The sequence below is a fragment of the Paracoccus sanguinis genome (genome assembly GCF_900106665.1).
Lineage (GTDB): Bacteria > Pseudomonadota > Alphaproteobacteria > Rhodobacterales > Rhodobacteraceae > Paracoccus > Paracoccus panacisoli.
This window is the reverse complement of record NZ_FNNA01000002.1, coordinates 826340-848065: the sequence shown is the minus strand read 5'-3', so window position 1 is coordinate 848065 and position 21726 is coordinate 826340. Positions and strand designations below refer to the sequence as shown.

At 70.6% G+C, this 21726-nt stretch carries 22 protein-coding genes; 4 read left to right on the top strand and 18 right to left on the bottom strand.

The window, feature by feature from the left end:
* Positions 1-142: 142 nt before the first annotated feature.
* From BLW17_RS10595 to BLW17_RS10555, 9 genes are all read right to left on the bottom strand, one after another.
* Entirely contained in the window at positions 143-460 is a 318-nt protein-coding gene (locus tag BLW17_RS10595; protein ID WP_139305978.1) for a hypothetical protein, read from the bottom strand.
* 370 nt (positions 461-830) lie between these two features.
* A complete protein-coding gene (gene flhB / locus BLW17_RS10590) occupies positions 831-1925 on the bottom strand; it encodes a flagellar type III secretion system protein FlhB (RefSeq protein WP_036734886.1) in 1095 nt (364 codons plus the stop codon).
* Positions 1922-2662 carry a flagellar biosynthetic protein FliR gene (locus BLW17_RS10585; protein WP_036734884.1) on the bottom strand — a complete coding sequence of 247 codons (741 nt, stop codon included), beginning with the start codon at positions 2660-2662 and terminating at the stop codon, positions 1922-1924. The genes flhB and BLW17_RS10585 overlap by 4 nt, the downstream gene beginning before the upstream one ends.
* Positions 2659-4737: a flagellar biosynthesis protein FlhA gene (locus BLW17_RS10580; RefSeq protein WP_074826553.1), complete on the bottom strand. Its 2079-nt coding sequence runs from the start codon at positions 4735-4737 to the stop codon at positions 2659-2661. Before BLW17_RS10580 ends, BLW17_RS10585 begins: the two co-directional genes overlap by 4 nt.
* Entirely contained in the window at positions 4734-5348 is a 615-nt protein-coding gene (locus BLW17_RS17800; RefSeq protein WP_139305977.1) for a hypothetical protein, read from the bottom strand. Before BLW17_RS17800 ends, BLW17_RS10580 begins: the two co-directional genes overlap by 4 nt.
* Before the next feature lie 89 nt (positions 5349-5437).
* Positions 5438-6304: a flagellar motor stator protein MotA gene (motA, locus tag BLW17_RS10570; RefSeq protein WP_036736158.1), complete on the bottom strand. Its 867-nt coding sequence runs from the start codon at positions 6302-6304 to the stop codon at positions 5438-5440.
* Between the two features lies 1 nt (position 6305).
* Positions 6306-6839, bottom strand: coding sequence for a MotE family protein (locus tag BLW17_RS10565; RefSeq protein WP_036736155.1), 534 nt, complete (start codon positions 6837-6839; stop codon positions 6306-6308).
* Entirely contained in the window at positions 6832-7173 is a 342-nt protein-coding gene (locus BLW17_RS10560; RefSeq protein WP_036736153.1) for a hypothetical protein, read from the bottom strand. Before BLW17_RS10560 ends, BLW17_RS10565 begins: the two co-directional genes overlap by 8 nt.
* Positions 7170-7652, bottom strand: coding sequence for a flagellar basal body-associated FliL family protein (locus tag BLW17_RS10555; RefSeq protein ID WP_036736163.1), 483 nt, complete (start codon positions 7650-7652; stop codon positions 7170-7172). The genes BLW17_RS10560 and BLW17_RS10555 overlap by 4 nt, the downstream gene beginning before the upstream one ends.
* 117 nt (positions 7653-7769) lie before the next feature.
* Between BLW17_RS10555 and fliF the strand changes: the two genes are divergently transcribed.
* From fliF to fliP, 4 genes are all read left to right on the top strand, one after another.
* On the top strand, positions 7770-9365 hold the full coding sequence (gene fliF, locus BLW17_RS10550; RefSeq protein ID WP_052176610.1) for a flagellar basal-body MS-ring/collar protein FliF: 1596 nt from the start codon (positions 7770-7772) through the stop codon (positions 9363-9365).
* 2 nt (positions 9366-9367) lie between these two features.
* Positions 9368-9925, top strand: coding sequence for a hypothetical protein (locus BLW17_RS10545; protein WP_036736148.1), 558 nt, complete (start codon positions 9368-9370; stop codon positions 9923-9925).
* 1 nt (position 9926) lies between these two features.
* Positions 9927-10178 (top strand): FliM/FliN family flagellar motor switch protein, encoded by a 252-nt coding sequence (locus BLW17_RS10540; RefSeq protein WP_036704629.1) that lies wholly within the window; start codon positions 9927-9929, stop codon positions 10176-10178.
* A gap of 452 nt (positions 10179-10630) precedes the next feature.
* The gene (gene fliP, locus BLW17_RS10535) at positions 10631-11374 is read left to right on the top strand and encodes a flagellar type III secretion system pore protein FliP (RefSeq protein ID WP_036736161.1); all 744 of its coding nucleotides are present in this window, start codon (positions 10631-10633) and stop codon (positions 11372-11374) included.
* Positions 11375-11763: 389 nt separating this feature from the next.
* Here the strand turns inward: fliP and BLW17_RS10530 are convergent, their stop codons facing one another.
* The 9 genes from BLW17_RS10530 to chvE (BLW17_RS10490) form a co-directional block, all read right to left on the bottom strand.
* Complete coding sequence (locus BLW17_RS10530) at positions 11764-12723, bottom strand: acetyl-CoA carboxylase carboxyltransferase subunit alpha (protein WP_036736146.1); 960 nt, start codon at positions 12721-12723, stop codon at positions 11764-11766.
* Between the two features lie 508 nt (positions 12724-13231).
* Entirely contained in the window at positions 13232-14089 is an 858-nt protein-coding gene (locus BLW17_RS10525; RefSeq protein WP_074826551.1) for an SMP-30/gluconolactonase/LRE family protein, read from the bottom strand.
* Between the two features lie 50 nt (positions 14090-14139).
* A complete protein-coding gene (locus BLW17_RS10520) occupies positions 14140-14742 on the bottom strand; it encodes a 2-dehydro-3-deoxy-6-phosphogalactonate aldolase (protein WP_036735902.1) in 603 nt (200 codons plus the stop codon).
* A complete protein-coding gene (locus BLW17_RS10515) occupies positions 14739-15656 on the bottom strand; it encodes a 2-dehydro-3-deoxygalactonokinase (RefSeq protein ID WP_139305998.1) in 918 nt (305 codons plus the stop codon). Before BLW17_RS10515 ends, BLW17_RS10520 begins: the two co-directional genes overlap by 4 nt.
* Before the next feature lie 20 nt (positions 15657-15676).
* Positions 15677-16660, bottom strand: a complete 984-nt coding sequence (locus tag BLW17_RS10510) for a Gfo/Idh/MocA family protein (protein ID WP_052176584.1) — start codon at positions 16658-16660, stop codon at positions 15677-15679.
* 6 nt (positions 16661-16666) lie between these two features.
* Complete coding sequence (mmsB, locus tag BLW17_RS10505; RefSeq protein ID WP_036704979.1) at positions 16667-17869, bottom strand: multiple monosaccharide ABC transporter permease; 1203 nt, start codon at positions 17867-17869, stop codon at positions 16667-16669.
* Positions 17866-19392, bottom strand: coding sequence for a multiple monosaccharide ABC transporter ATP-binding protein (gene mmsA / locus BLW17_RS10500; protein ID WP_036735900.1), 1527 nt, complete (start codon positions 19390-19392; stop codon positions 17866-17868). The genes mmsB and mmsA overlap by 4 nt, the downstream gene beginning before the upstream one ends.
* A 59-nt stretch (positions 19393-19451) precedes the next feature.
* Entirely contained in the window at positions 19452-20516 is a 1065-nt protein-coding gene (chvE, locus tag BLW17_RS10495) for a multiple monosaccharide ABC transporter substrate-binding protein (RefSeq protein ID WP_036735898.1), read from the bottom strand.
* Between the two features lie 104 nt (positions 20517-20620).
* Positions 20621-21685, bottom strand: coding sequence for a multiple monosaccharide ABC transporter substrate-binding protein (gene chvE / locus BLW17_RS10490; RefSeq protein WP_036735895.1), 1065 nt, complete (start codon positions 21683-21685; stop codon positions 20621-20623).
* Positions 21686-21726 lie beyond the last annotated feature (41 nt).

Below are 21726 nucleotides of genomic sequence, written 5' to 3'. Positions count from 1 at the left end.
ACTCAACAAGATGGCCAGAAGATAAGACCGTTGTCGCCTGAGCGACCACTGATCACGCCGTGTTCAGGAATCGAAAGGTTGGCGCGGAGCGTTGCCCGACGCAACGGCTCCTGCCCCCCTCGCCAGACCTCGCCATACGCCCTCATACGCTCCGCCTTGCCCGCGACTGAGCGTCTGCGCTGCGCTGCAGGGAGCGAAGCTCGCTGATCGCCTCCGCTCGGCCAAAAGCCTGCGCAGCGGCCGCCCGGGCCGCGTCGATGGCAGGCTGCATCCGGGCCAGCGCGCCTTCCGCGCGGTGAACCTCACCGGCCCTGTAGGCGACGAGGGCCGTGGTCCGCCGCCACTGGTCCACCGAGTCCGCGACGGGCGCCCCGATCGCGGCGGCGAGCTCCGCGCGGATCGCCTCGACATGAGCGCGCAGCGCGTCGGACTGCGCCCGGCAGGCGGCATAGCGGCGCAACTCCAAGTCCGCCCGCGCCCGCGCGATCCGCGCGAGCTGCCCAAGCTGCTCTGATTTCGCTCTCATGCGCGGCCCCCGGTGCCGCCCCAGGGCCTCGCGGAAGAATGAGGCTCTCGCGAGCCGCTCGCATCCGCGGGACCGCGCATCTGGCGGTGCGGCGAGGACACCCTCGCGCGTGCCGCCCCACCCGGCACAGACCTTCCGATCGCTCCGCAGCCCGCGTCAATGCCGCTCCCGTCCGACTGCCCGGCCGCGCCCGGTCTCCGCCTTCCGGCACCCCACCCCCGGTGGCCCCGCGTGCCCGCGTTGGAACCGACGCGCCACCTGCGAGCACCAGCCCACCCAATCACGCCACAGCAGCCCCTCCCGATCACGGCACACCCCCCTCGAGCACCCCGCCATACCCCCGCCGCGCCTTAAGCCGCATGGCTTCGGCAAAGCGGATCGCTGCCGCGACGGGGCCGAACTGGGCGCGCGGGACCTCTTCGCCGATCTTCGTCGTGGCGTGCAGCGCGCGGGCGCAGGGGGGATCGGACCAGATCGGCACCTGATGGCTGCGGGCGCGCTCACGGATGCGGGCGGCCACCTCGTCCACTCCCTTGGCCAGGCAGACCGGCGCCTTGCCGCTGCCCCGCTTCCATTCCAGCGCCACGGCGTAGTGCGTCGGGTTCACGATCACCACGTCGGCGCGCTCGACATCCGCCAGCATCGAGCCAAGCGCGAGGTCCACCGCCTTCTGTCGCCGCGCGGCCTTGAGATGCGGGTCGCCCTCGCTCTCCTTGTGCTCGTCCTCCATCTCCTTCCGGGTCATCCGGTTGCGCTGGCGGAAGTCGAGATGCTTCCAGACCAGATCGACGGCGGCAAAGACGATCGCCACCGCCAGCGCCAGCATGAGCACCTGCCGGATCAGGACCGGCAGCGCGGCGATCCACGCCGCAGCGGTCGTCGCCGCCGCAGCGGCGATCAGCGATCCAAGCGTGACGAACAGCACCACCCCGCCTGCCGACACGGCCGCAAGCTTGCCCAGCGAGATCGCAAAGCCGACCAGCCCCGTGCGGCCGAATTTCTGGCCCGCATTGTGGAGGGGGTTTATCCGCTTGAGGTCGGGCGCCAGCCGCGACGGCGTGAACAGAAGTGCGCGCTGCAGCACCAGCCCCAGCACCACCAGCATCGCCGGCAGCAGGGCCGCCCCCAGGACGGCCCCCATCGACAGAAGCGCCGCCCCCCGGACGGCCGCCGCGGAGGTCTCGGGGCTCGCCGCGGCGGCGATCAGCTGCGACGCGCTGGCCATCCACGACGGCAGCAGCGCCGGGACGCCAACCACGAAGACCCCGAAAAAGCCAAGCCAGACGAGCGCCGTCGTGGCCTCGGTCGAGCGCGGCACGTCCCCCTTCTCACGCGCGCGGCGCAGCTTCTGCTCGCTCGGCTCATACTGCTTGTCGTCCTTGTCCGGGGTCTCGCTCATTGCGGCACCGGCAGCTGGATCGACAGCACGTCGCGGGCCCAGATCGCGAGGATGCCGGGGACCAGCAGCGCCATCGCCGCGAGCGCCAGCAGCACCGCGCCGGGCGCGGCCACGAAGACCACCGGCATCGCCGGCATGACCCGCGCGACGACGCCCGAGAGCATCTGGAACAGCAGCCCGCCGAGGATGAACGGAGACGCCAGAAGCATCGCCAGCACGAAGCCGTGGGTCACGAGGCCGAGAAAGCCGGGCCAGAGCGACCCGATCGCGGGCGGCGTGCCGGGGGGGAGAAGCGCGAAACTGTCGGCCAGCAGCTGGCAGATCAGCACCGGCAACCCCATCGCCATCAACACCGCAAGGCCCGCGAGATGCATGAGGTGTCCCATCGGGTGCGGCGGCATGTCCTCGGACACCCCCAGCATCGCCGACAGCGAGGCGCTCTGCGCGAGCGTGGTCGAGGCGATGTCGAGCGCCATGGCCACCACCCGGACCATGAGCCCCAGGGCCAGCCCGGTGACGATCTCGGCTGCCATGAGGGCCGCAAGCTCGGTTGGGGAGGCCGCCACCGGCGCCGGAACCGCGGCGAACAGCGGCGTGATGGCCATGGCGAGCGCCGCCCGCACCCTGACCGGAAGCAGTCTCTCACCGGTGCCGGGCATGGCCAGCAGAAAGGCTTGGACCCGCCCGTAGATCAGCAGGATCGGCAGAGCCCAGGCGGGCAGGTCGATGCTGCTCATGTCTCGACCGTGCCGACCAGTCTCACCCGCGCCTGCGGGTCCACCTCGTCGAAGCCCAGCACCGGCCAGCCGAGGCCTGCCGCGGCCACCATCGCCCGCACCATCCGTCGCCTGTGGTCGGGCACGACCAGCGCCGGCTGACCGTCGGGCGTGAGACCGCCGGCCGTCAGGCGCAGCTTTTCGGTCATGCGCTGCATGAGCGGCGCCGTCAGCAGCCCGGCCCCGCGGCCGGTTTCGGCCTCGGCGCGCAGGAACTCGGCCTCCCACCCCGGCTGAAGCTGGACCACGTCGAGCCGCCCGTCGGGGTCGCAGAGCGCCTCGGTGATCTGCCCGCGCAGGCGGCGGCGGACGAACTCGGCGGCGACCTCGGGGTCGGAGCTGCGGGATTCGTGAATGGCCTCGATGATCAGACCGAGGTTGCGGATCGACACGCGGTCCTCGAGCAGGATCCGCAACACCGCCAGCAACTGCTCGGGCGCGACCTTTTCGGGCACGAGATTGTCGAACACACGCTGGTAGGACTGGGCGCGGCCCTCGTCGCTGAGGCCGCGCAGCTCCTGCATCAACCGCTGCAGCGAGCCGAGCGTCAGCAGCGCCGGAAGCTGCGACTTCACCGTCTCCATCAGATGGGTCGAGAGCACTTCCATCGGGGTCACGACGCTCGCCCCGGCGATCGAGGCCTCGTCCTGGTGCGCGGGCGTGATCCAGCGGGCCGGGCTGTCATAGACGGGCTCGCGCGTCGGCTCTCCGGGGATGTCGGCGAGGATGTCCTCGCCGCCGAGCGCGAGGACGAGATTGGGGATGAGGCGCCCGCGCGCCCGGATGACCCCGTGGACGCGGATGACGTAGTCGCCGCCCGGCAACCCGACCGCGTCGGTGATCCGGACCTCGGGCAGGATCACGCCGTAGCTGCGGGCGATGTGGATGCGCAGGTTGTTGATGCGCCCGCCGAGGCCCCGGGTCGGATCGAGCGCCGCGGCGATCAGGTCGGCCCCGATCTCGACGCAGATCTCGTCGGTGTCGATGACATCCCCGATCCGCGGGCGGGTATCGGCGGGCAGGACGGGGGCCGCGGCGGCCTCGGGCTGGGGCGGGGGGCGGGTGGCGTTGCGCCAGGAGAACCAGCCCGCAATGCCCGCGATGGCAAGGAAGACCAGCGTCGGCATCCCCGGCACGAAACCCAGCACCCCCATCCCCATCGCCACCAGTGCCGGCGCGTGCCAGCCTTGGGTGAACTGGTGCGACAGCAGGTCGGCGGTGGAATCGGTCGAGCCGCCGCGCGACAAGAGCAGCGCCGCCGCCATCGAGGTGATCAGCGCCGGCACCTGGCTCACCAGACCGTCGCCGATGGTGAGCTGGGAATAGGTCGCCAGCGCCTCGGAGATCGGCACGCCGTGCGAGACCACCCCTACCGCCAGCCCGACGAAGAAGTTGACCGCCGTGATCACCAGACCTGCGACCGCGTCGCCCTTGACGAACTTGGACGCCCCGTCGAGCGACCCGTAGAAGCTGATCTCGCGCTGGTCCTGCAGCCGGCGGCGCTTGGCCTCATCGTGGGTGATTGCGCCCGAGTTCAGGTCGCCGTCGATGGCCAGCTGCTTGCCGGGCAGTGAATCGAGCGCAAAGCGCGCCGAGACCTCGGCCATCCGCCCCGAGCCCTTGGTGATGACCATGAAGTTGACGATCGAGATCACCGCAAAGACGGTGATGCCGACCATCAGCGAACCGCCGGCGACGAATTCCGAGAACCCGCTGATGACCTCGCCCGCCGCATCCGGGCCGGTGTGCCCCTCGGTGAGGATGAGTCGCGTCGACGAGACGTTCAGCGACAAGCGGATCAGCAGCGAGATGAGCAGCATCACCGGGAAGGCCTGGAAGTCGGTGGGCCGGGTGACCACGCTGGCCATGACGAGGATCAGCGTGGCCGTGGCGATCGACAGCGCGATCCCCACGTCGAGCAGCGCGGCCGGGATCGGAATGACCATCGACATGACGACGAGGACCAGCGCGCCGGTGATGACGAGCGGCTTTCCCGACGCGCCGATCCGGCCGCTGACGGCGGAGACGGCGCTCATCGCGTCGTCTCGGACTTTGGGGCCGTCGCCTGGGGCACCGCTGCCGGTTGGGCGGACGGGGGGACTGCGGGGTCCATCACCCAGTCGATCGGCATCTCGACCGTCGTGAGGAAACCCATGCGGCGCAGGTGCACGATGACCAGCAGCCGGTCGGCAGGCGGAAGGCTCTTGAGGGTAATGGGATAATCGCGCGGCAGCTCGTCGCCGGCGATCAGCCGGTTGGTGGCGTCATCGATGAAGCGTTGGGCCTCGGCGGACAGCAGCGTCTCGGGTGTCGCGGGGCTTTGGAGCGGGGACACCTGCACGGCGGGGGTTAAGCCTGGAGCGATCACGGCGGGCGGCGAGGCTGTGGCAGTCTCGGCGTGAACGGTGCCAGATGCGACTGCGTCCACAGCGACGATTGCGAGCGAGAGAGCCAGAACAGACCTTGGGATCCGCGAAACCCGATGCGGGAGATGACCAGCAGGTAGACGCAACCCGGCGCAGTTCGCGACGATCCTGAGAGGGAAGCTGACGACGACCGGAAATGATCGCCGGCCCGACAGCGCGGCGCAAAGATCGTCCAGGCCCCGCCCACCCGACCGGCCAATCAGCCGCCGATCCGTGTCCATCGCCACCATCCCCGCCCGACGCTGAATACCCCGACCCATCCCGGCCCGCCGCCCGACCCTCCGCGCGCCGGATCGCACCTGCCCGCCCATCACGCCGCCTTCTTCATGTCGCGCAGCGCCGTCTCGACGTCGACGAAGCTCGGGCGCAGATGCTCGGGCGCTGCCTGCCTGCCGACCTCGACGCAGAGGTTGGTGGCGTGGTGGTGGAGCCCCGCGATCAGCACCGACTTGATGACGTCGTAGAACGCGAGGTCCTGCTTCATCACCGCGCCGAGCCGCTGCGCCAGCGGCGCGACCAGCCCGTAGGCGAGGAACACACCGAGGAACGTCCCGACGAGCGCCCCGCCGATCATCCCGCCCAGCACCTCGGGCGGTTGGTCGATCGAGGCCATCGTCTTGATCACCCCCAGCACCGCCGCCACGATCCCCAGCGCCGGCAGCGCATCGGCCATGTTCTGCAGAGCGTGGGGGACGTGCATCGCCTCTTCCTTCAACAGATTGATGCGCCGCGTCAGCATGTCCTCGACCTGATAGGGGTCGTCGTAGTTCAGGCTCGCCGAGCGCAGCGTGTCGGTGATCAGCGTCACGGCGTTCTCGTCGTTCAGCACCGCCGGGTAGGCCTGGAAGATCGACGAGCTGTGCGGGTTCTCGACGTGCTCCTCCAGCTCGACCGGGTTGGCTCGGGCGAGCTTGAGCAGCTGGAACAGCAGGCAGAGGACCTGGGTGTTGTCGCTCTCGTGCCAGCGCGGCCCCTTGAAGGCGCGCAGGATGCCCGGAACCGTGTGCTTGAGCACCGCGCCGTCGTTCGACAGCAGATAGGACCCGATCGCCGCCCCGCCGATCATCATCATCTCGTAGGGCAGCGAGTGGGTGATGACGGCCATCTTGCCGCCGGCCATGACATAGCCGCCGAAGACCATGGCGAAGGTGAGGACGATGCCGATGATGGCGAACACGTCAGCCTCCTGTCGGGCGGCGCGCGCCCATGTGGGCGGTCAGCACGGCGGCCTGACCGGGGTCGATGCGGGCGATGATCCGGGCGCCGGTCTCGGGCTGGACGCGCATCAGGATCTCGGCGGCGAAATCGGGGGGCAGGGCCGCAAGGATGGTCGCGGCTTCGGCCGGCTTCATCGCGTCATAGACCGCGATCAGCCGCTCGATCCCCGCCGCGGTGCCGTCGGCGCGGGCGCCGCGCGCGTCGGTCAGCGCCGCCTTGGCGGCCTTGAGCGCATCGAGCCGGGTCTTGATCCGCGCCTCGGCGGCGGCAAGCTCCTGCTTGCGGCCGTCGAGGTCGGCGAGCGCGCGGTCCACGGCGATGCCGCGCTGGCGCAGCCGGTCGGCCAGCGCCATCGCCTCGGGGACGTCGGTGCACCCGTCGAGCAGCGCCGCCGGCGCCGCCTGCGCGGTCAGGGGCCCGAGCCAGGACTGGCCGGCAAGCGCTGCGAGCCCGGCGAGCGAGAGGCCCGCGGCCCAGAGGACGGGGCTAGACATCCTTCACCTCGACCGGACGGCGGCGGCGCAGGGTGCGGCGCGGCTCTGCCCCCGGGGGCAGGAACTGGCGCTGCAGCGCCCAGTAGGCGCGCTCGGAGCGGGCCTTCTCGATCTCGCGCGCGAGCCCGTCGCTGGCGGTCGTGGCGCCCGAGCGTGCGGCGGCGAGCGCCGCCTCGAGCCGGGCGATCTCGGCCGCCATCACGGCGATGGCCCCGCCGAGCCCGGTCTCGAGGTCGTTGAGCTTGCGCAGCCGGCGCGACAGCTCCCAGCAGAAGGCGGCGAGCACCAGCCCGGCGGCCACCAGCGCCGCCTGCAGGGCAACAGCGAGTGTCATTGAATCCTGAACTCCGTGATCAGAAGGTCGCGGACGGCGGCATCGCCCAGCACGAAGCGGGTGCGGGTCGCCAGCTCGGCGCGGATGATTTCGAGGATGCCGCGGCGGCTGAAGGCGGCGGCGTCGATGCGCGACAGGAACTCGTTAAAACTGTCGGTGATCCGCGGCATCAGCGCCTCGGCCTGGGCGCGGCCTTCGGGCGGCACCTCGATCATGACCGTGAGCGCGAGGGTCTGGGTACGTTCCCCCGGCACCGTCAGGATGATTCGCGGCACGTCGACGAAGGTGACCGCAGGGGCGACCGCCACCGCCTCGGGGGGCGGGTCGCCCTCGCCGATCAGCCCCATCGGCGACCACAACCCCATGTAGGTGCTGGCAAAACCCGCCCCCAGCGCCAGCAGCGGCACGGCCAGCGGCAGCATCCGGCGCAACCGCGACCGCGGCGGATCGGCTGGGGTGGGCAGGGCGATGTCGGTCATCTGATTCTCCGTCATTGCCGGATCGGTCTAACAGCAGCCCACTAACCGAATCTTAATCCGCGCCGTGCCATCACCCTCCCTGTCGAGCCGAGAACGATTCGAGACACCGGGGGACGGATGCAGAAGCTGGCCGAATACTGGAGCGAGCGGTCCACGAGCCAGAAGGCGCTGATCGCGGCCGCCTTCGTGCTGACCTTCCTGGCCGTCGCGGGCTTCGCCTGGGTGGCGAACCGGCCGTCGATGGCGCTGCTCTATGCCGGGCTCGACCCGGCGCGGGCGGGCGAGGTCATGGCCGAACTCGACAAGACCGGCGTCCCCTCCGAGATCCGCGGCGACGCGATCTGGGTCGAATCGGGCGAGCGCGACCGGCTGCGGATGGTCATGGCGGGCCTCGGGCTGCCCTCGGCGGGCGGTGCAGGCTACGAGATCCTGGACGGGATGTCGGGCTTCGGCACCACCTCGCAGATGTTCGACGCGGCCTACTGGCGCGCGAAAGAGGGTGAGCTGGCGCGCACCATCCTCGCCGTGCCCGGCGTCAAGGCGGCGCGGGTCCACATCGCCGTGCCCGCCACCCGCGGCTACCGGCGCGAATCGGGCGGCGCGGCCTCGGTCACCGTGACGATGGCCAGCGGCACGCTCGACAGCCGTCAGGCGCGGTCGCTGCAATACCTGGTGGCCTCGGGCGTGCCGGGGCTGGACCCCGAGAAGGTCAAGGTGATCGACAGCGCCCGCGGCATCGTCTCGACCGGCGAGGAGACCGTGGCCGCCGACCGCGCCGCCGAGATGAAGCGCAACGTCGAACGCATCCTCGAGCCGCACGTCGGCCCCGGCAACGCCATCGTCGAGCTGAACGTCGACCTGGTGACCGAGACCGAGCAGCTCTCCGAGCAGAAGTTCGATCCGAACGCGCGGGCGCTGGTCTCGCAAGAGAACGAAGAGACGACGGATCAGTCCTCGAACGCCGACAAGGGCGCGGTGACGGCGTCCTCGAACCTGCCCGAGGGCACCGGCAGCCAGGGCGAGCAGAGCAAGTCCGCGAGCTCCGAGACCCGGCAGCGGCAGAACTACGAGGTGAGCAAGCTGACCCGCGAGGTGGTGCGCCAGCCCGGGGCCACACGGCGGATGACGGTGGCGGTGCTGGTCAACGGCACGGTCCAGACCGCGGCGGACGGAACGCAGAGCATCGTGCCGCGGGCCGAGCCCGAGCTCGAGGCGCTGCGCGAGCTGGTCGCCTCGGCGGTGGGGTTTGACGAGGCGCGGGGCGACGTGATCACCGTCAAGTCGCTGCCCTTCTCGGCGGTCGGGGGCGAGGGGACCGCGGCCGAGGCGGGCGGGCTTCTGAGCCGGCTTGCGCTGAACGACCTGGCGCGGCTCGCGATCATCGGGTTCTTCGCGCTGGCGCTCGCCTTCGTGGTGATGCGCCCGGTCCTGCGGGCCCGCGCCGCGGCCGCCCTGCCAGCGCCGGCGCTGGATAGCTCGGGGCCGGCGATGCCCGAGCTGCTTGCCCCGGCCGCGTTGAGCCCGCGCGAGGTCGAGCCGTCCGACGGCGCGCTGGCCCTGCCCAACCTCGCCCTCAACGTGCCGGATTTCGAGTTCACGCCGGCCGGCACGGTCGCCGACCCCGTGGCGCGGCTGCGCGACCTGATGCGCGAGCGGCAGGATGAAAGCCTGCGGCTGCTGTCGGGCTGGATCGGCGCGCGGGAGGAGGCGTGATCATGGGCGCCGTCTTGCAACTCGAGCGGTTCGACGTGGCCCCCGCGTCCGCGGCCCCGGAGCTCTACGGCCCGGCCGAGTTGGCCGCTGCCTATGCCCGCGGCCGGGCCGACGGCGAGGCTGCTGCGCGCACGGCCGAAAGCGACGCCCTGCGCGCGGCCCTCTCTGACGCCGTCGCGGCGATGGCCGCGGGGGATGCCCGGCGCCGCGAGGAGGGTCGGGCCGCCGGGGCGGCTCTCGCCCCGCTGGTGCGGGCCCTGGTGGACGGCGTGCTGCCGGCACTGGCGCGCGCCCGGCTCGAGGCGGCGCTGCTCGACGAACTCCTCCGGCTTGCCGAGACGGTCACGCCGCTCGAACTGCGCCTCTGCTGCGGGGCGGACCTCGAGCCGTTCGTGTCCGCAAGCCTGACCGCGGCGGGCATCGCGGCGGTCGAGATCGACACCACCGGCCCCGCGGGGACGGTCACGGCCGAGGTTCTGGGCGGCGTCATCGCCTGGGACGAGGCGGCGGTCGCGGCGCAGCTGCGCGGCATCGTTCAGGACATCATGGAAGCGAACTGACATGGACGTGGAACCCGGCCTCATCCCCACCCATCACATTCAGGTCGAGATCAGCATCCGGCTTGGCCGGACCCGCCTCTCGGTCGCCGAATTGGCCCGGCTTCAGCCGGACGATGTGCTGCCTCTGGACCAGGACGCCCTCGACGGCGTCGAGATCTGCATCGGCGACCGGGTGGTGGCCCGGGGCGAACTGGTGGAGGAGGGCGACGACGGACGGCTGTCGGTGCGGATCGTCGGACCGGCGGCGCCATGAGCTGCGGCAGAGCAGGGCGACGGCTGGGCGAGCCGCCGCAGGGCTGGCGAGGACATTCCCGGCGGGGTGGCGTGGCGGTGTCGGAGGGGGTGGTCGGTCTGCGGGTGCGGCTGGGACACCATCGCAGCGGCCGGATCAGCGCGGCGAGCGGTGTCCTAAGCGCTTCTCAGTACTCAAAATTGCTGGCGACGCTGGTGTGGTCCGCAGTTTCGGTGTTCTCAGCCCTCTCGGTGCACTTCGTTGTCCCGATCCTTTCCGGCGGATCCCCGTCGCAGACCGGGGTTTCGCGCTGTCGGGAACCCGCGTTGTCGGCGGGCGATCCCAGCCAAGGCCTTTTCCCATGCTGCATAGTTGAGTTCAGTCACCCCCTGTGGCGCATGGCGATCTGTCTGCACACCCGTGTGTTCGGATCAGTTTCGGCCTCCCGCTGCGCCTCACAATTCGCCGCGGCCATCGCAGCACTTCTGATCGGTCTCGCGCTGACCGGCCCGGCTGCGGCGCAGGACCTCCCGGGCTTCAGCGCAGGGGGCGAGGCGCTGGGCGGGCTCGGCCGGAATGCGATCCTGCTGGTGGGCGGGCTTACGCTGCTGTCTTTGGCGCCGGGGCTCGCGATCATGGTGACTTGCTTCCCGTTCGTGGTCACCGTGCTGTCGATCCTGCGCCAGTCGATCGGGCTGCAGCAGTCGCCACCGAACATGCTGATCGTGAGCCTCGCCATCTTCCTCAGCTGGTATGTCATGGACCCGGTGCTGCGCGACGCCTGGCAGGTCGCGGGCGCCCCCCTCCAGCGGGGCGAGATCACCCTCCCCGTCGCATTCGAGCGCGGGGTCGAGCCGTTCCGACGGTTCATGGCAGAGCGCATCGATCCCGACACCATGGCGGCCCTCGCCGACGTGGCACCGACCCCCGCGGGCGCCGCGCCTGTGACTGACGACCCCCAGACGGCGCCGCTGTCGCTGATTGTGCCGTCGTTCATGCTGTCCGAGATCCAGAAGGCGTTTGCCATCGGGTTCCTCGTGTCGCTGCCGTTCCTGATCATCGACCTGGTGGTGTCGGCGATCCTCATGTCGATGGGCATGATGATGGTGCCGCCGACCGTGGTCGCGCTGCCCTTCAAGCTCGCATTCTTCGTGGCGGTCGACGGCTGGGGGCTCCTCGCGTCCGCGTTGGTGCGAGGATATCAGGGGGGAGGGTAGCGGTGTTCGTTCGGTCGAAGGGCAAACGTCAAACCGGATGGAACGATCCGCAGCGGTCAGTGCGCGTGGGGCGTCTGTTTGCCTGAGGCGTTGGTTTGCGTGAGTTTTCCGCTTCACCGGAACAGTCAAGCGTCATGCATCGCCCGCCGGTGCGTAAGGTTCCGCCGCGCATGAGGCGAAAAACGTTTCTGGCGCAGGTGAGAATGCGTCGCGCGCAATCGTAATAGCGCTTCCCTTGCGCAGGTGAAAGCGCTTCGATCAAGTCGGTATGAACGCCTCTGCCAAGCAAGTCTAAACTTGTCGGAGGAACTCTATGAATCCCTATCGGGAACCAGCGCCAAGGCTTCGGCGGGACCAGAGCGGCCCGCCCCGCGCCTCCGCTAAAGCGGTCAGGCCGCGAGGCCCTTCGCGCCCATCTCGACGTATTTCCGGCGCCTAGCGCGGAGAAGCTCGGCGGGTTTGCGGCCGGACAGCTCTTTCAGGAACCGGGCGATCTCGTCGCCGACGCGGGCGACTGTCTCTGCGGGGGCGCGCTGGGCGCCGCCGACCGGCTCGGGGATGATCGCGTCCACCACGCCCAGCCGGGTCAGGTCCTGCGCGGTCAGGCGCAGCGCCTCGGCGGCCTCGCGCATCTTCTCGGCGTCCTTCCACAGGATCGACGCGCAGCCCTCGGGCGAGATCACCGAGTAGATCGAGTGCTCGAGCATCGCCACCCGGTCCGCGGTGGCAAAGGCCACCGCTCCGCCCGAGCCGCCCTCGCCGATGATCACGCTGACCAGCGGCACCCCGATCTGAAGGCATTTCTCGGTCGAGCGGGCGATCGCCTCGGACTGGCCGCGCTCTTCGGCGCCCTTGCCGGGATAGGCGCCGGGGGTGTCCACCAGCGTCACCACCGGCAGCCCGAAGCGGTCGGCCATGTCCATCAGCCGGATCGCCTTGCGGTACCCCTCGGGCCGGGCCATGCCGAAGTTGCGGTGGATGCGCGACTTGGTGTCGTTGCCCTTTTCGTGCCCGATCACCACCACCGGCTGGTCGCGGAAGCGTGCGAGACCGCCCATGACCGCGTGGTCGTCGCCGAAGGTCCGGTCGCCGGCCAGCGGCGTCCACTCGGAAAACAGCGCGTTGATATAGTCGATGCAGTGCGGCCGGTCGGGGTGGCGCGCGACCAGCGTCTTCCGCCACGGATCGAGGTTGCGGTAGAGGTCGCGCAGCAGATCCTCGGCCTTGCGGTCGAGCGCGGCGGCTTCCTTTTCCAGATCGACGCCCTCGCCCTTGCGGGCCAGCACCCGCAGCTCCTCGGCCTTGCCCTCGAGATCGGCGAGGGGCTTTTCAAACTCGAGATAGGTCATGGACGGCCTTTCCGCTGTTCGCCGGATATATGATCCGCCGCCCGATGGATTGCAACGCGGGCGGGGAGGGGGCACCGGCGCGCCGGGGGCTGGCCGCCAGCGTCGGCGGGGACGGCACGTGACGCGCCGACGCCCATGCTACCGCAAAACCGCGGCGCCGCTGGGATTAATGACACTGGCAGAGTCGGGCACGCTGCTCACGGTGCGTCGGCTCCAATACAGTATCGTATGAGCCGACAGCGTCGGTCTGGAAAGCGTCGGCATGGACACCTGAGCCTCCTCTGCGCTTTGCCGATCTGCACGAGGCTTCGCGTGTCCCAGCGGGAGGCGCCTCCGCCGCTTATCCCGTGCCCGCGCTATCATGCGCTACTGCACCGCTCCGAGAACTGGACCAATACACAGGTGGGACTGCGGGAGGCGACAGAACGAAACGCCGCGCGAACCAGACGCCGGCGCGCTCCCCCGCCCTCTAGCCCCGCGCCCCCCCGCCCGCGCCCCCGGCTCACCCCTAGTCCACCCGCACGCGCGGTGCCGGAAGCCCGCGCGCCGTGGACTGCACGACGAAGCAGCACCCGGCCTGCGGGTCGGCGGCGCGGGCGGCGGCGTCCAGCCCCTCCCACGCCGAGGTGGCCATCAGCGCGCCGAGGTCGGGGCCGCCGAAGGCCGGGCAGCTCACCTGCCGCGCGGGCACGGGGACCGAGCCGACGCGCCGCCCCTCGGGGTCGAAGGCGTCGATCCGCCCCGCCCCCCAGAGCGCGATCCACACCCGCCCCTCGGCGTCCGTCACTGCCCCGTCCGGGTTCAGCCCCTCGGCGCCGAGGTCCAGGAACACCCGGTGCGGCCCCGCGGGCCAGCCCGCCGCGTCGAGCGGCTGGACCCAGACCACCTGCGCCGCGGTGTCGGCGAAATAGGCAAGCCGCCGCTCCTCGTCGAAGCAGATCGCGTTCGGGATGGTGATGTTGCGATAAAGATGGCGCAGCGTGCCGCGGTGCCAGCGCCAGATGCCGCCCGCGCCCGGCTCGGCCGCCTTGCCCATCGTCGAGTGCCAGAACCCGCCCCACGGGTCGGCGCGCCCGTCGTTCGAGCGCAACCCGGCCGCGTCTGCGGCGATCGCGATGAGCGGCTCGCGCAGCCCGCGGTCGAGGTCGAAGAGCCAGAGCCCGCTCTCGGACGACAGCACCACCAGCCCGCCGCCGACCCAGCCCATCGCCGAGGTCAGCTCGGGCATCTCCCACTCGGTGCGGCCGGCGGGGCCGCGCTCGTAGAGGCGGCGTCCGAGGATGTCGAACCAGAAGAAGCTCTGCCGTTCGGGGTGCCAGAGGGCGCCCTCGCCCAGCTCGCAGCGCGTGTCGTCGAAAATCTGCATCGAAGGCTCCGTAAGGGTCCGGTGAGGGTCCGGTCGGGATCGCGGCGGGATCAGCCGCTGGCGTCCCAGGCGGCGGCGATCTCGGCCGCGGCGCGGGCGGTGGCCTCGACCGGCTGGCCGGGGCGGTAGAGGGCGGTACCGATGCCGAAGCCCGCGGCCCCCGCGCGGCGCCACTCGGCAAAGTTGGCGGGGCCAGCGCCGCCCACGGCGTAGACCGGCAGCGCGGGCGGCAGCACCGCGCGCAGCGCCGACAGCCCGGCCGGGCCGATCAGTGACGCGGGAAAGAGCTTCAGCCCGGTCGCGCCGGCGGCGTGGGCGGCGAAGCACTCGGTCGGCGTCATCACCCCCGGCCAGCTCTCCATCCCCGCGGCGCGGGTGGCGGCGATGACCGCCGGGTCGGCGTTGGGCGAGACGACCAGATGCGCGCCCATCCCGGCGAGGCGCTGGACCTGCGCCGGGGTCAGCACCGTGCCGGCCCCGATCCGCGCCTGCGCGCCGAAGCGCGCCAGCAGCCGCGCGATGCTGTCCCACGGGTCGGGCGAATTCAGCGGCACCTCGAGCGTGGTGATCCCGGCGGCGATCAGGGCCGCGGCATGGGCCTCGGCCTCGGCGGGCGTGATGCCGCGCAGGATGGCGATGAGGGGGCGGGTCATGGGGCACCTGCGGCGGCGGGCGGCAGGGCGAGGCTGCGGGCGCGGGCGAGCCCGGCGAGCGTCGCCGCCTCGGCGGGCGCGCGCCGCGCGGCCACCCCCTGCGCGACGAGCCCGCGGGCGTAGAGCGCGGCGAGGCGTCCCTCGCCCACGATCACCACGTCGCGGCCGAGCCACCACGGCTTCGCTGCGGCCAGTTCGGCGCCGATCAGCAGCCCCGACAGCCGGGCGCGGGCGGTGTCGGGCGCGAGGCCCGACAGCAGCCCCTCGGCGCGCAGCCCGAACAGCCGCGCGGTCAGCGCCTCGGGCCGGGCCATGCCCTCGGCGAGGCCCGCGTCGAACCCCGCCTCGTCCCAGCCGTCTCCCATCCCGTGGCGCAGCACCGAGTGGCCGGCGAGGAGCGCGAACAGCTCTCCGGTCAGGAAGCTGCGGAAGCTGACCACCTCACCCGCCGAGACCTCGGCCCATTTGCTGTGGGTGCCGGGCAGGCAGACCACCCCGTCCCAGTTCGGCGCGGCGGCGAGGACGCCGGCGATCTGCGTTTCCTCCCCGCGCATCACGTCCGCCGCGGGGCGGGTCTGCGAGAGGCCGGGGACGATGGCGACGCTGAGCCGCGGGTCGGAGACGGGGGCCGGGGTCAGCGGCGGGCCGACGGGCGGGCAGGGGAGGGGGCGATAGGCGGCCTCGACCCAGCCCTGCCTCGCGCCGACCATGCCGCAGGCGATCACGTCGGTGGCACGGCCGGGGGTGAGCCAGTCGTCGATCAGGGCCAGCAGCGCCGGCTCGAACCCCGCGGGGGCCAGGCCGCCCATGCCCGCGTCGCTCTCGCGCCGGTCGAGGATGGCGCCGTCCGCGCCGATCGCCCAGACCCGCAGCCGCGAGGTGCCCCAATCCGCCGCGATCCAGTCGGGTGCGATCCAGTCCGACACCGCCCCGCCTACCATGCGAAATCGTCGGCCGGCGCCCAGCGGGCGGCGAGGAAGGCGTCGGCGGTCAGTTGCAGCGGCGCCGCGTCCACGTCCGAGCGGCGCAGCGCGATCAAGTCGGCGAAGCGTTCGTAGATGCGCCGGTATTCGTCCGGCAGCGCCCCGCCGGTGCGCGCGACGTCAAGCCCCGGCGCCGACACCACCGCCCCCCCGCGCGAGAGCCTGAGCTCGCCCCGGTCGGTGCGGATCACCATGTCCCAGCGCGCCTCGCCTGCCTCGCGGAAATCCATGTCCATCGTGACCGGCGCGCCGTCCTCGGTCGCCATCACCAGCCGCGCGCCGATGGGGGCGGCGCGGTTGGCGGGCAGGTCATGCTCGGCCGAGACGACCCGCAGGTCGGCGGGCACGATCCGGGTCAGGATCGACAGGGCGTTGATCCCGGGATCATAGACCCCGGTGCCGCCGGGCTCGAAGATCCAGTCCTGGCCGGGGTGCGACCAGCGCACGTCCTCGCGCCAGATGACCTCGATCCCGGTGACGCGGCGGGACGCGAGCCAGTCGCGCGCGGCCTCGATCCCCGGGGCGAACTGCGAGTGCCAGGCGGTGAAGAGCACCCGCCCGCGCGCGGCGGCGAGCCGTTCCAGCGTCTGCACCTCGGCCACGGTCACGCCGGGCGGCTTTTCCAGCAGCACGTCGCGCCCCGCCATCAGGGCCGCGCGTGCCAGCGCGAAGCGCACCTGCGGCGGGGTGCAGAGCGCCACCGCCGTCACGTCGGGCCGCGCGGCAAGCAGCGCGTCGAGGTCGCCGTAGCCCTCGACCCCCTCGAGCCGCGCCACCGGGTCCACGGTCGCGGCGAGCGTGAAGGCGGGCGAGGCCGCGATCTCCGGGACGTGCTGGTCGCGGGCGATCTTGCCCATCCCGACGATGGCAATCCGCGTGGTGGCAATCCGCGTGGTGGCGATCCGTGTGGTGTCGATCCGTGTGGGGTCGGGCATCCCGGCTCAGCCCTGCTTGTTGCGGTTGTAGACGTCAAAGATCACCGCGGCGAGCAGCACAAGCCCCTTGATGACCTGCTGATAGTCGATGCCGATCCCCATGATCGACATGCCGTTGTTCATCACCCCCATGATCAGCGCGCCGACCACCACCCCGATGATCCGCCCTGAGCCGCCGGCCATCGACGCCCCGCCGATAAAGACCGCGGCGATCACGTCGAGCTCGAACCCCGTGCCCGCCTTGGGGGTCGCGCTGTTGAGCCGCGCGGTCACGATCATACCCGCCAGCGCCGCCAGCACCCCCATGTTGGCGAAGGTGGCGAAGACCAGCCGGTCGGTCTTGATCCCCGACAGGCGCGCGGCCTTCTCGTTGCCGCCGAGCGCATAGATGCGCCGTCCGATCACCGTCTGCTCGGTGAAGAAGGCGTAAAGCACGATCAGCACCGACATGACGATCAGCACGTTCGGCAGGCCGCGGAACTGCGCGAGCTTCCAGCCGACGAACATCAGCGCCGCGACGACGATCAGGTGGCGGCCCCAGAACAGCGCCGCGGGCTCGGGCTCGATCCCGAAGCTCGCGTCGGCGCGCCGGCCGCGGACCCCCGACCAGACGATGGCGAGCGCCGCGAGGCCGACCATCACCAGCGCGGTGATGTTGGGCCGCCCGGCGCCGAACACGTCCGGCAGGAACCCCGTGGACATGGCCTGAAAGGCGCGCGGGAAGGGGCCGATGTTCTGGCCCTGCAACAGCCACAGCGTCAGACCGCGGAACACCAGCATCCCCGCCAGCGTGACGATGAAGCTGGGGATCTTCCAGAAGGCGATCCAGTAGCCCTGCGCCGCCCCGATCAGCCCGCCCATCAGCAGCGTGGCCGGGATCACCGCCCAGACCGGCCAGCCCAGCTTGACGGTCAGGAAGGCCGAGACCGCCCCGGTGAAGGCCGCGACCGAGCCGACCGACAGGTCGATGTGGCCCGAGACGATCACCAGGAGCATTCCCAGCGCCATGATGATGACGTAGGAGTTCTGCAAAAACAGGTTGGTGATGTTCTGCGCCGACAGGAAATCGACGCCCTGCATCGACCGGATCAGCACCGTGAAGAAGAGCACGATGACCAGTAGCGCCAGCACCATGCCGTTCTCGCGCAGATGCCCGCCGAGTTGGGCGCCGATGCCGGGCTGCTGCCCCTCGCGGTCGGTGGTGGTCATGCGGCTTTCCCCTCGCTTTGCAGGATCAGCGCCATGATCCTTTCCTGGCTCGCCTCGGCGCGGGTGAGCTCACCCACGAAGCGGCCCTCGTTCATCACATGGATGCGGTCGCACATCCCCAGCAGCTCGGGCATCTCGGACGAGATCATCACCACGCCCCGCCCCTGCGCCACCAGCTCGTTCATCAGGGCGTAGATCTCGAACTTGGCGCCCACGTCGATGCCGCGCGTCGGCTCGTCGAGGATCAGCACCTGCGGGTCGGTGAACAGCCACTTGGCGAGCACGACCTTCTGCTGGTTGCCGCCCGAAAGGTTCATCACCCGTTGCGCCACGCTGGGGGTGCGGATGCGCAGGTCGCGGCGATAGCGTTCCGCCACCGCCTGCTCGCGCCCCGCCGAGAGCACGCCCGACGACGAGATCCCGGCGAGGTTCGCCAGGCTGATGTTGCGCTGGATCGGCTCCTCGAGGATCAGACCCAGCTCCTTGCGGTCCTCGGTGACGTAGGCGAGGCCCGAGGCGATGGCCTCGGTGACCGAGCCGAGCCGGGCGGGCCGGCCCGCGATCTCGGCGTGGCCGGTGATGTCGCGCCCGTAGCTGCGGCCGAAGAGGCTCATGGCCAGTTCGGTGCGCCCCGATCCCATCAGCCCGGCGATGCCCAGGATCTCGCCGCGGCGCACGTCGAAGGACACGCCGTCGATCACCTTGCGCGGCTGGTCGGGGTGCCACACGGTCCAGTTGCGGACCCGCATCAGCACCTCGCCGATCTGCGGGGTGCGGTCGGGGTAGCGGTGGGCGAGGTCGCGGCCGACCATGTCGCGGATGATCCGCTCTTCGGTGATCTCGCCCCGCTCGAGCGTCGAGACGGTCGAGCCGTCGCGGATCACCGTCACCCGGTCGGCCACCCGGCGGATCTCGTTCAGCTTGTGGCTGATGAGGATCTGCGTGACCCCCTGCGCCTTGAGTTCCAGCATCAGGTCCAGAAGCTTCGCGCTGTCGTTTTCCTGCAGGGCGGCGGTGGGCTCGTCGAGGATCAGCAGCCGCACGTCCTTGGCCAGCGCCTTGGCGATCTCGATCAGCTGCTGCTTGCCGACGCCCAGCTTGCCGACCGGCGTGGTCGGCGCCTCGCGCAGCCCCACCTTGGCGAGGTGGCGGCGGGTCTCGGCCCAACTGCGCTTCCAGTCGATCACGCCGCCGCGGGCGACCTCGTTGCCGAGGAACATGTTCTCGGCCACCGAAAGCTGCGGCACCAGCGCCAGCTCCTGGTGGATGATGATGATCCCCTCGCGCTCGCTGTCGCGGATGTCGCGGAAGGCGACGGGGTGGCCTTCGTAGCGGATTTCCCCGTCATAGCTGCCGTGCGGATAGACGCCCGACAGCACCTTCATCAGCGTCGACTTCCCGGCCCCGTTCTCGCCGCAGATGGCGTGGATCTCGCCGGGTGCGACGCTGAGATTGACCTGATCGAGCGCGCGGACGCCCGGAAAACTTTTCCCGATGCCGCGCATTTCCAGAATCGCCGTCATGGCGCGTCCCCCTGTCGCGGTGGCGCGGCCCGGCCACGGACGGCGGGCCGCGCGCGCCCTTACTTGAGCTGGTCCTCGGTGTAGTAGCCCGAGTCGACCAGCACCTGCTTCCAGTTGGCGGCGGTGACCGACACGGGTTCCAGCAGGTAGGACGGCACGACCTTGACGCCGTTGTCATAGGTCTTGGTGTCGTTCACCTCGGGTTCCTTGCCGGCCATCATGGCGTCGACCATACCGACCGTGACCTTGGCCAGCTCGCGGGTGTCCTTGAACACCGTCGCATACTGGTCGCCGTCGATGATCGCCTTGATGCCGGGGATCTCGGCGTCCTGGCCGGTGATGATCGGCATCTTGAGGTCGCCCGAGCCGTAGCCGACGCCCTTGACTGACGAGATGATGCCGCGCGCCAGCCCGTCGTTGGCCGACAGCACCCCGTGCACGGGCTTGTCGCCGTAGTTGGCGGACAGGATGTTGTCCATCCGCGCCTGCGCCGTGGCCGCGTCCCAGCGCAGCGTCCCGACCTTGTCGAGCCCCATCTGCCCCGAGGGCACCGCGATCTCGCCCGCGTCGATCAGCGGCTGAAGGACGCTCATCGCGCCGTCGTAGAAGAAATAGGCGTTGTTATCGTCGGGGCTGCCGCCGAACAGCTCGACGTTCCAGGGCTTCTGGTCGGGGAAGCGCTCCTTCAGGCCCTCGACGAGTGCGGTGCCCTGCATGACGCCGACCTTGTAGTTGTCGAAGGTGGCGTAATAGTCGACGTTCGGCGTCTCGCGGATCAGCCGGTCGTAGGCGATGACCTTGACTCCCGCCGCGTGCGCGCTTTCCAGCGCGTTCGAGAGGGTGGTGCCGTCGAGCGCCGCGATCACCAGCGCCTTGGCGCCCTTGGTGACCATGTTCTCGATCTGGCTCAGCTGCGCGGGGATGTCGTCGTTGGCGTATTGCAGGTCGGTCTGATAGCCGGCGGCCTCGAAATCCTTGACCATGTTGTCGCCGTCCGCGACCCAGCGTGCGGTGACCTTTTCGGGCATCGAGATGCCCACGAGGCCCCCGCCCTGGGCCAGAGCCGCGGCCGGCAGTCCCAGCGCCAGCGCGCCGGCAAGCATCCAGTGTCTGCGTGTCGTCATGGCAATCTCCTCCCCAGGGTGCCGTTACGCTCGCGTATGTCATGCCGGCATCTGCGGCCGGCTTTGTCGTGGGGGCGGGGCGGCCGTGCGCCCCGCCCGCCGGATCACTTCAGCTGATCTTCCTTGTAGTAGCCCGAGTCGACCAGAACCTGCTTGTAGTTGTCCTTGAACACCGGCACCGGCTCGAGCAGGTAGGACGGCACCACCATCTTGCCGTTGTCATAGGTCTTGGTGTCGTTGATCTGCGGCTCTTTCCCGCCGAGCACCGCGTCCACCATCCCGACCGTGACCTTGGCGAGTTCGCGCGTGTCCTTGAAGATCGTCGCGTACTGCTCGCCCGCCTCGATCGACTTCACCGAGGGCACCTCGGCGTCCTGGCCGGTGACGACGGGCATCTTGAGGTCGCCCGAGCCGTAGCCCACGCCCTTGACCGACGACAGGATGCCGATCGACAGCCCGTCATAGGGCGACAGCACCCCGTGCAGCGGCTTGTCGCCGTAGTTCGCCGACAGGATGTTGTCCATCCGCGACTGCGCCGTGGCCGGGTCCCAGCGCAGCGTGCCGACCTTGTCCATGCCCGTCTGGCCCGACGGGATGGCAATCTCGCCCGCGTCGATCATCGGTTGCAGGACGCTCATCGCGCCGTCGTAGAAGAAGAAGGCGTTGTTGTCGTCGGGCGAGCCGCCGAACAGCTCGACATTCCAGGGCTTCACGTCCGGGAACCGCTCCTTGAGGCCGCGGACGAGCGATTCCGCCTGCTGCACGCCCACCTTGAAGTTGTCGAAGGTCGCGTAATAGCTGACCGCGTCGCTGTCGCGGATCAGCCGGTCATAGGCGATCACCTTGATGTCGGCGGCCTTGGCGTTCTCCAGCGCGTTGGTCAGCGTGGTGCCGTCGATCGAGGCGATGACCAGCGCCTTGGCGCCCTTGGTGATCATGTTCTCGACCTGGCTCAGCTGGGTAGGGATGTCGTCCTCGGCATACTGCAGGTCGGTCTGGTAGCCGGCGGCCTGCAGCTCCTTGACCATGTTGTTGCCGTCGTCGATCCAGCGGGCCGAGGACTTGGTCGGCATGGCGATGCCGACGAGGCCCTTGTCCTGCGCGAACGCGCCAGTGGACAGCAGCGCGAGGCCCATCGCCGCGCTGGCGATCAGGGTCTTGAACGTCATGGGTTTCCTCCCCGTGTTGGTCGCAGGGCGGCCGGTTCCCC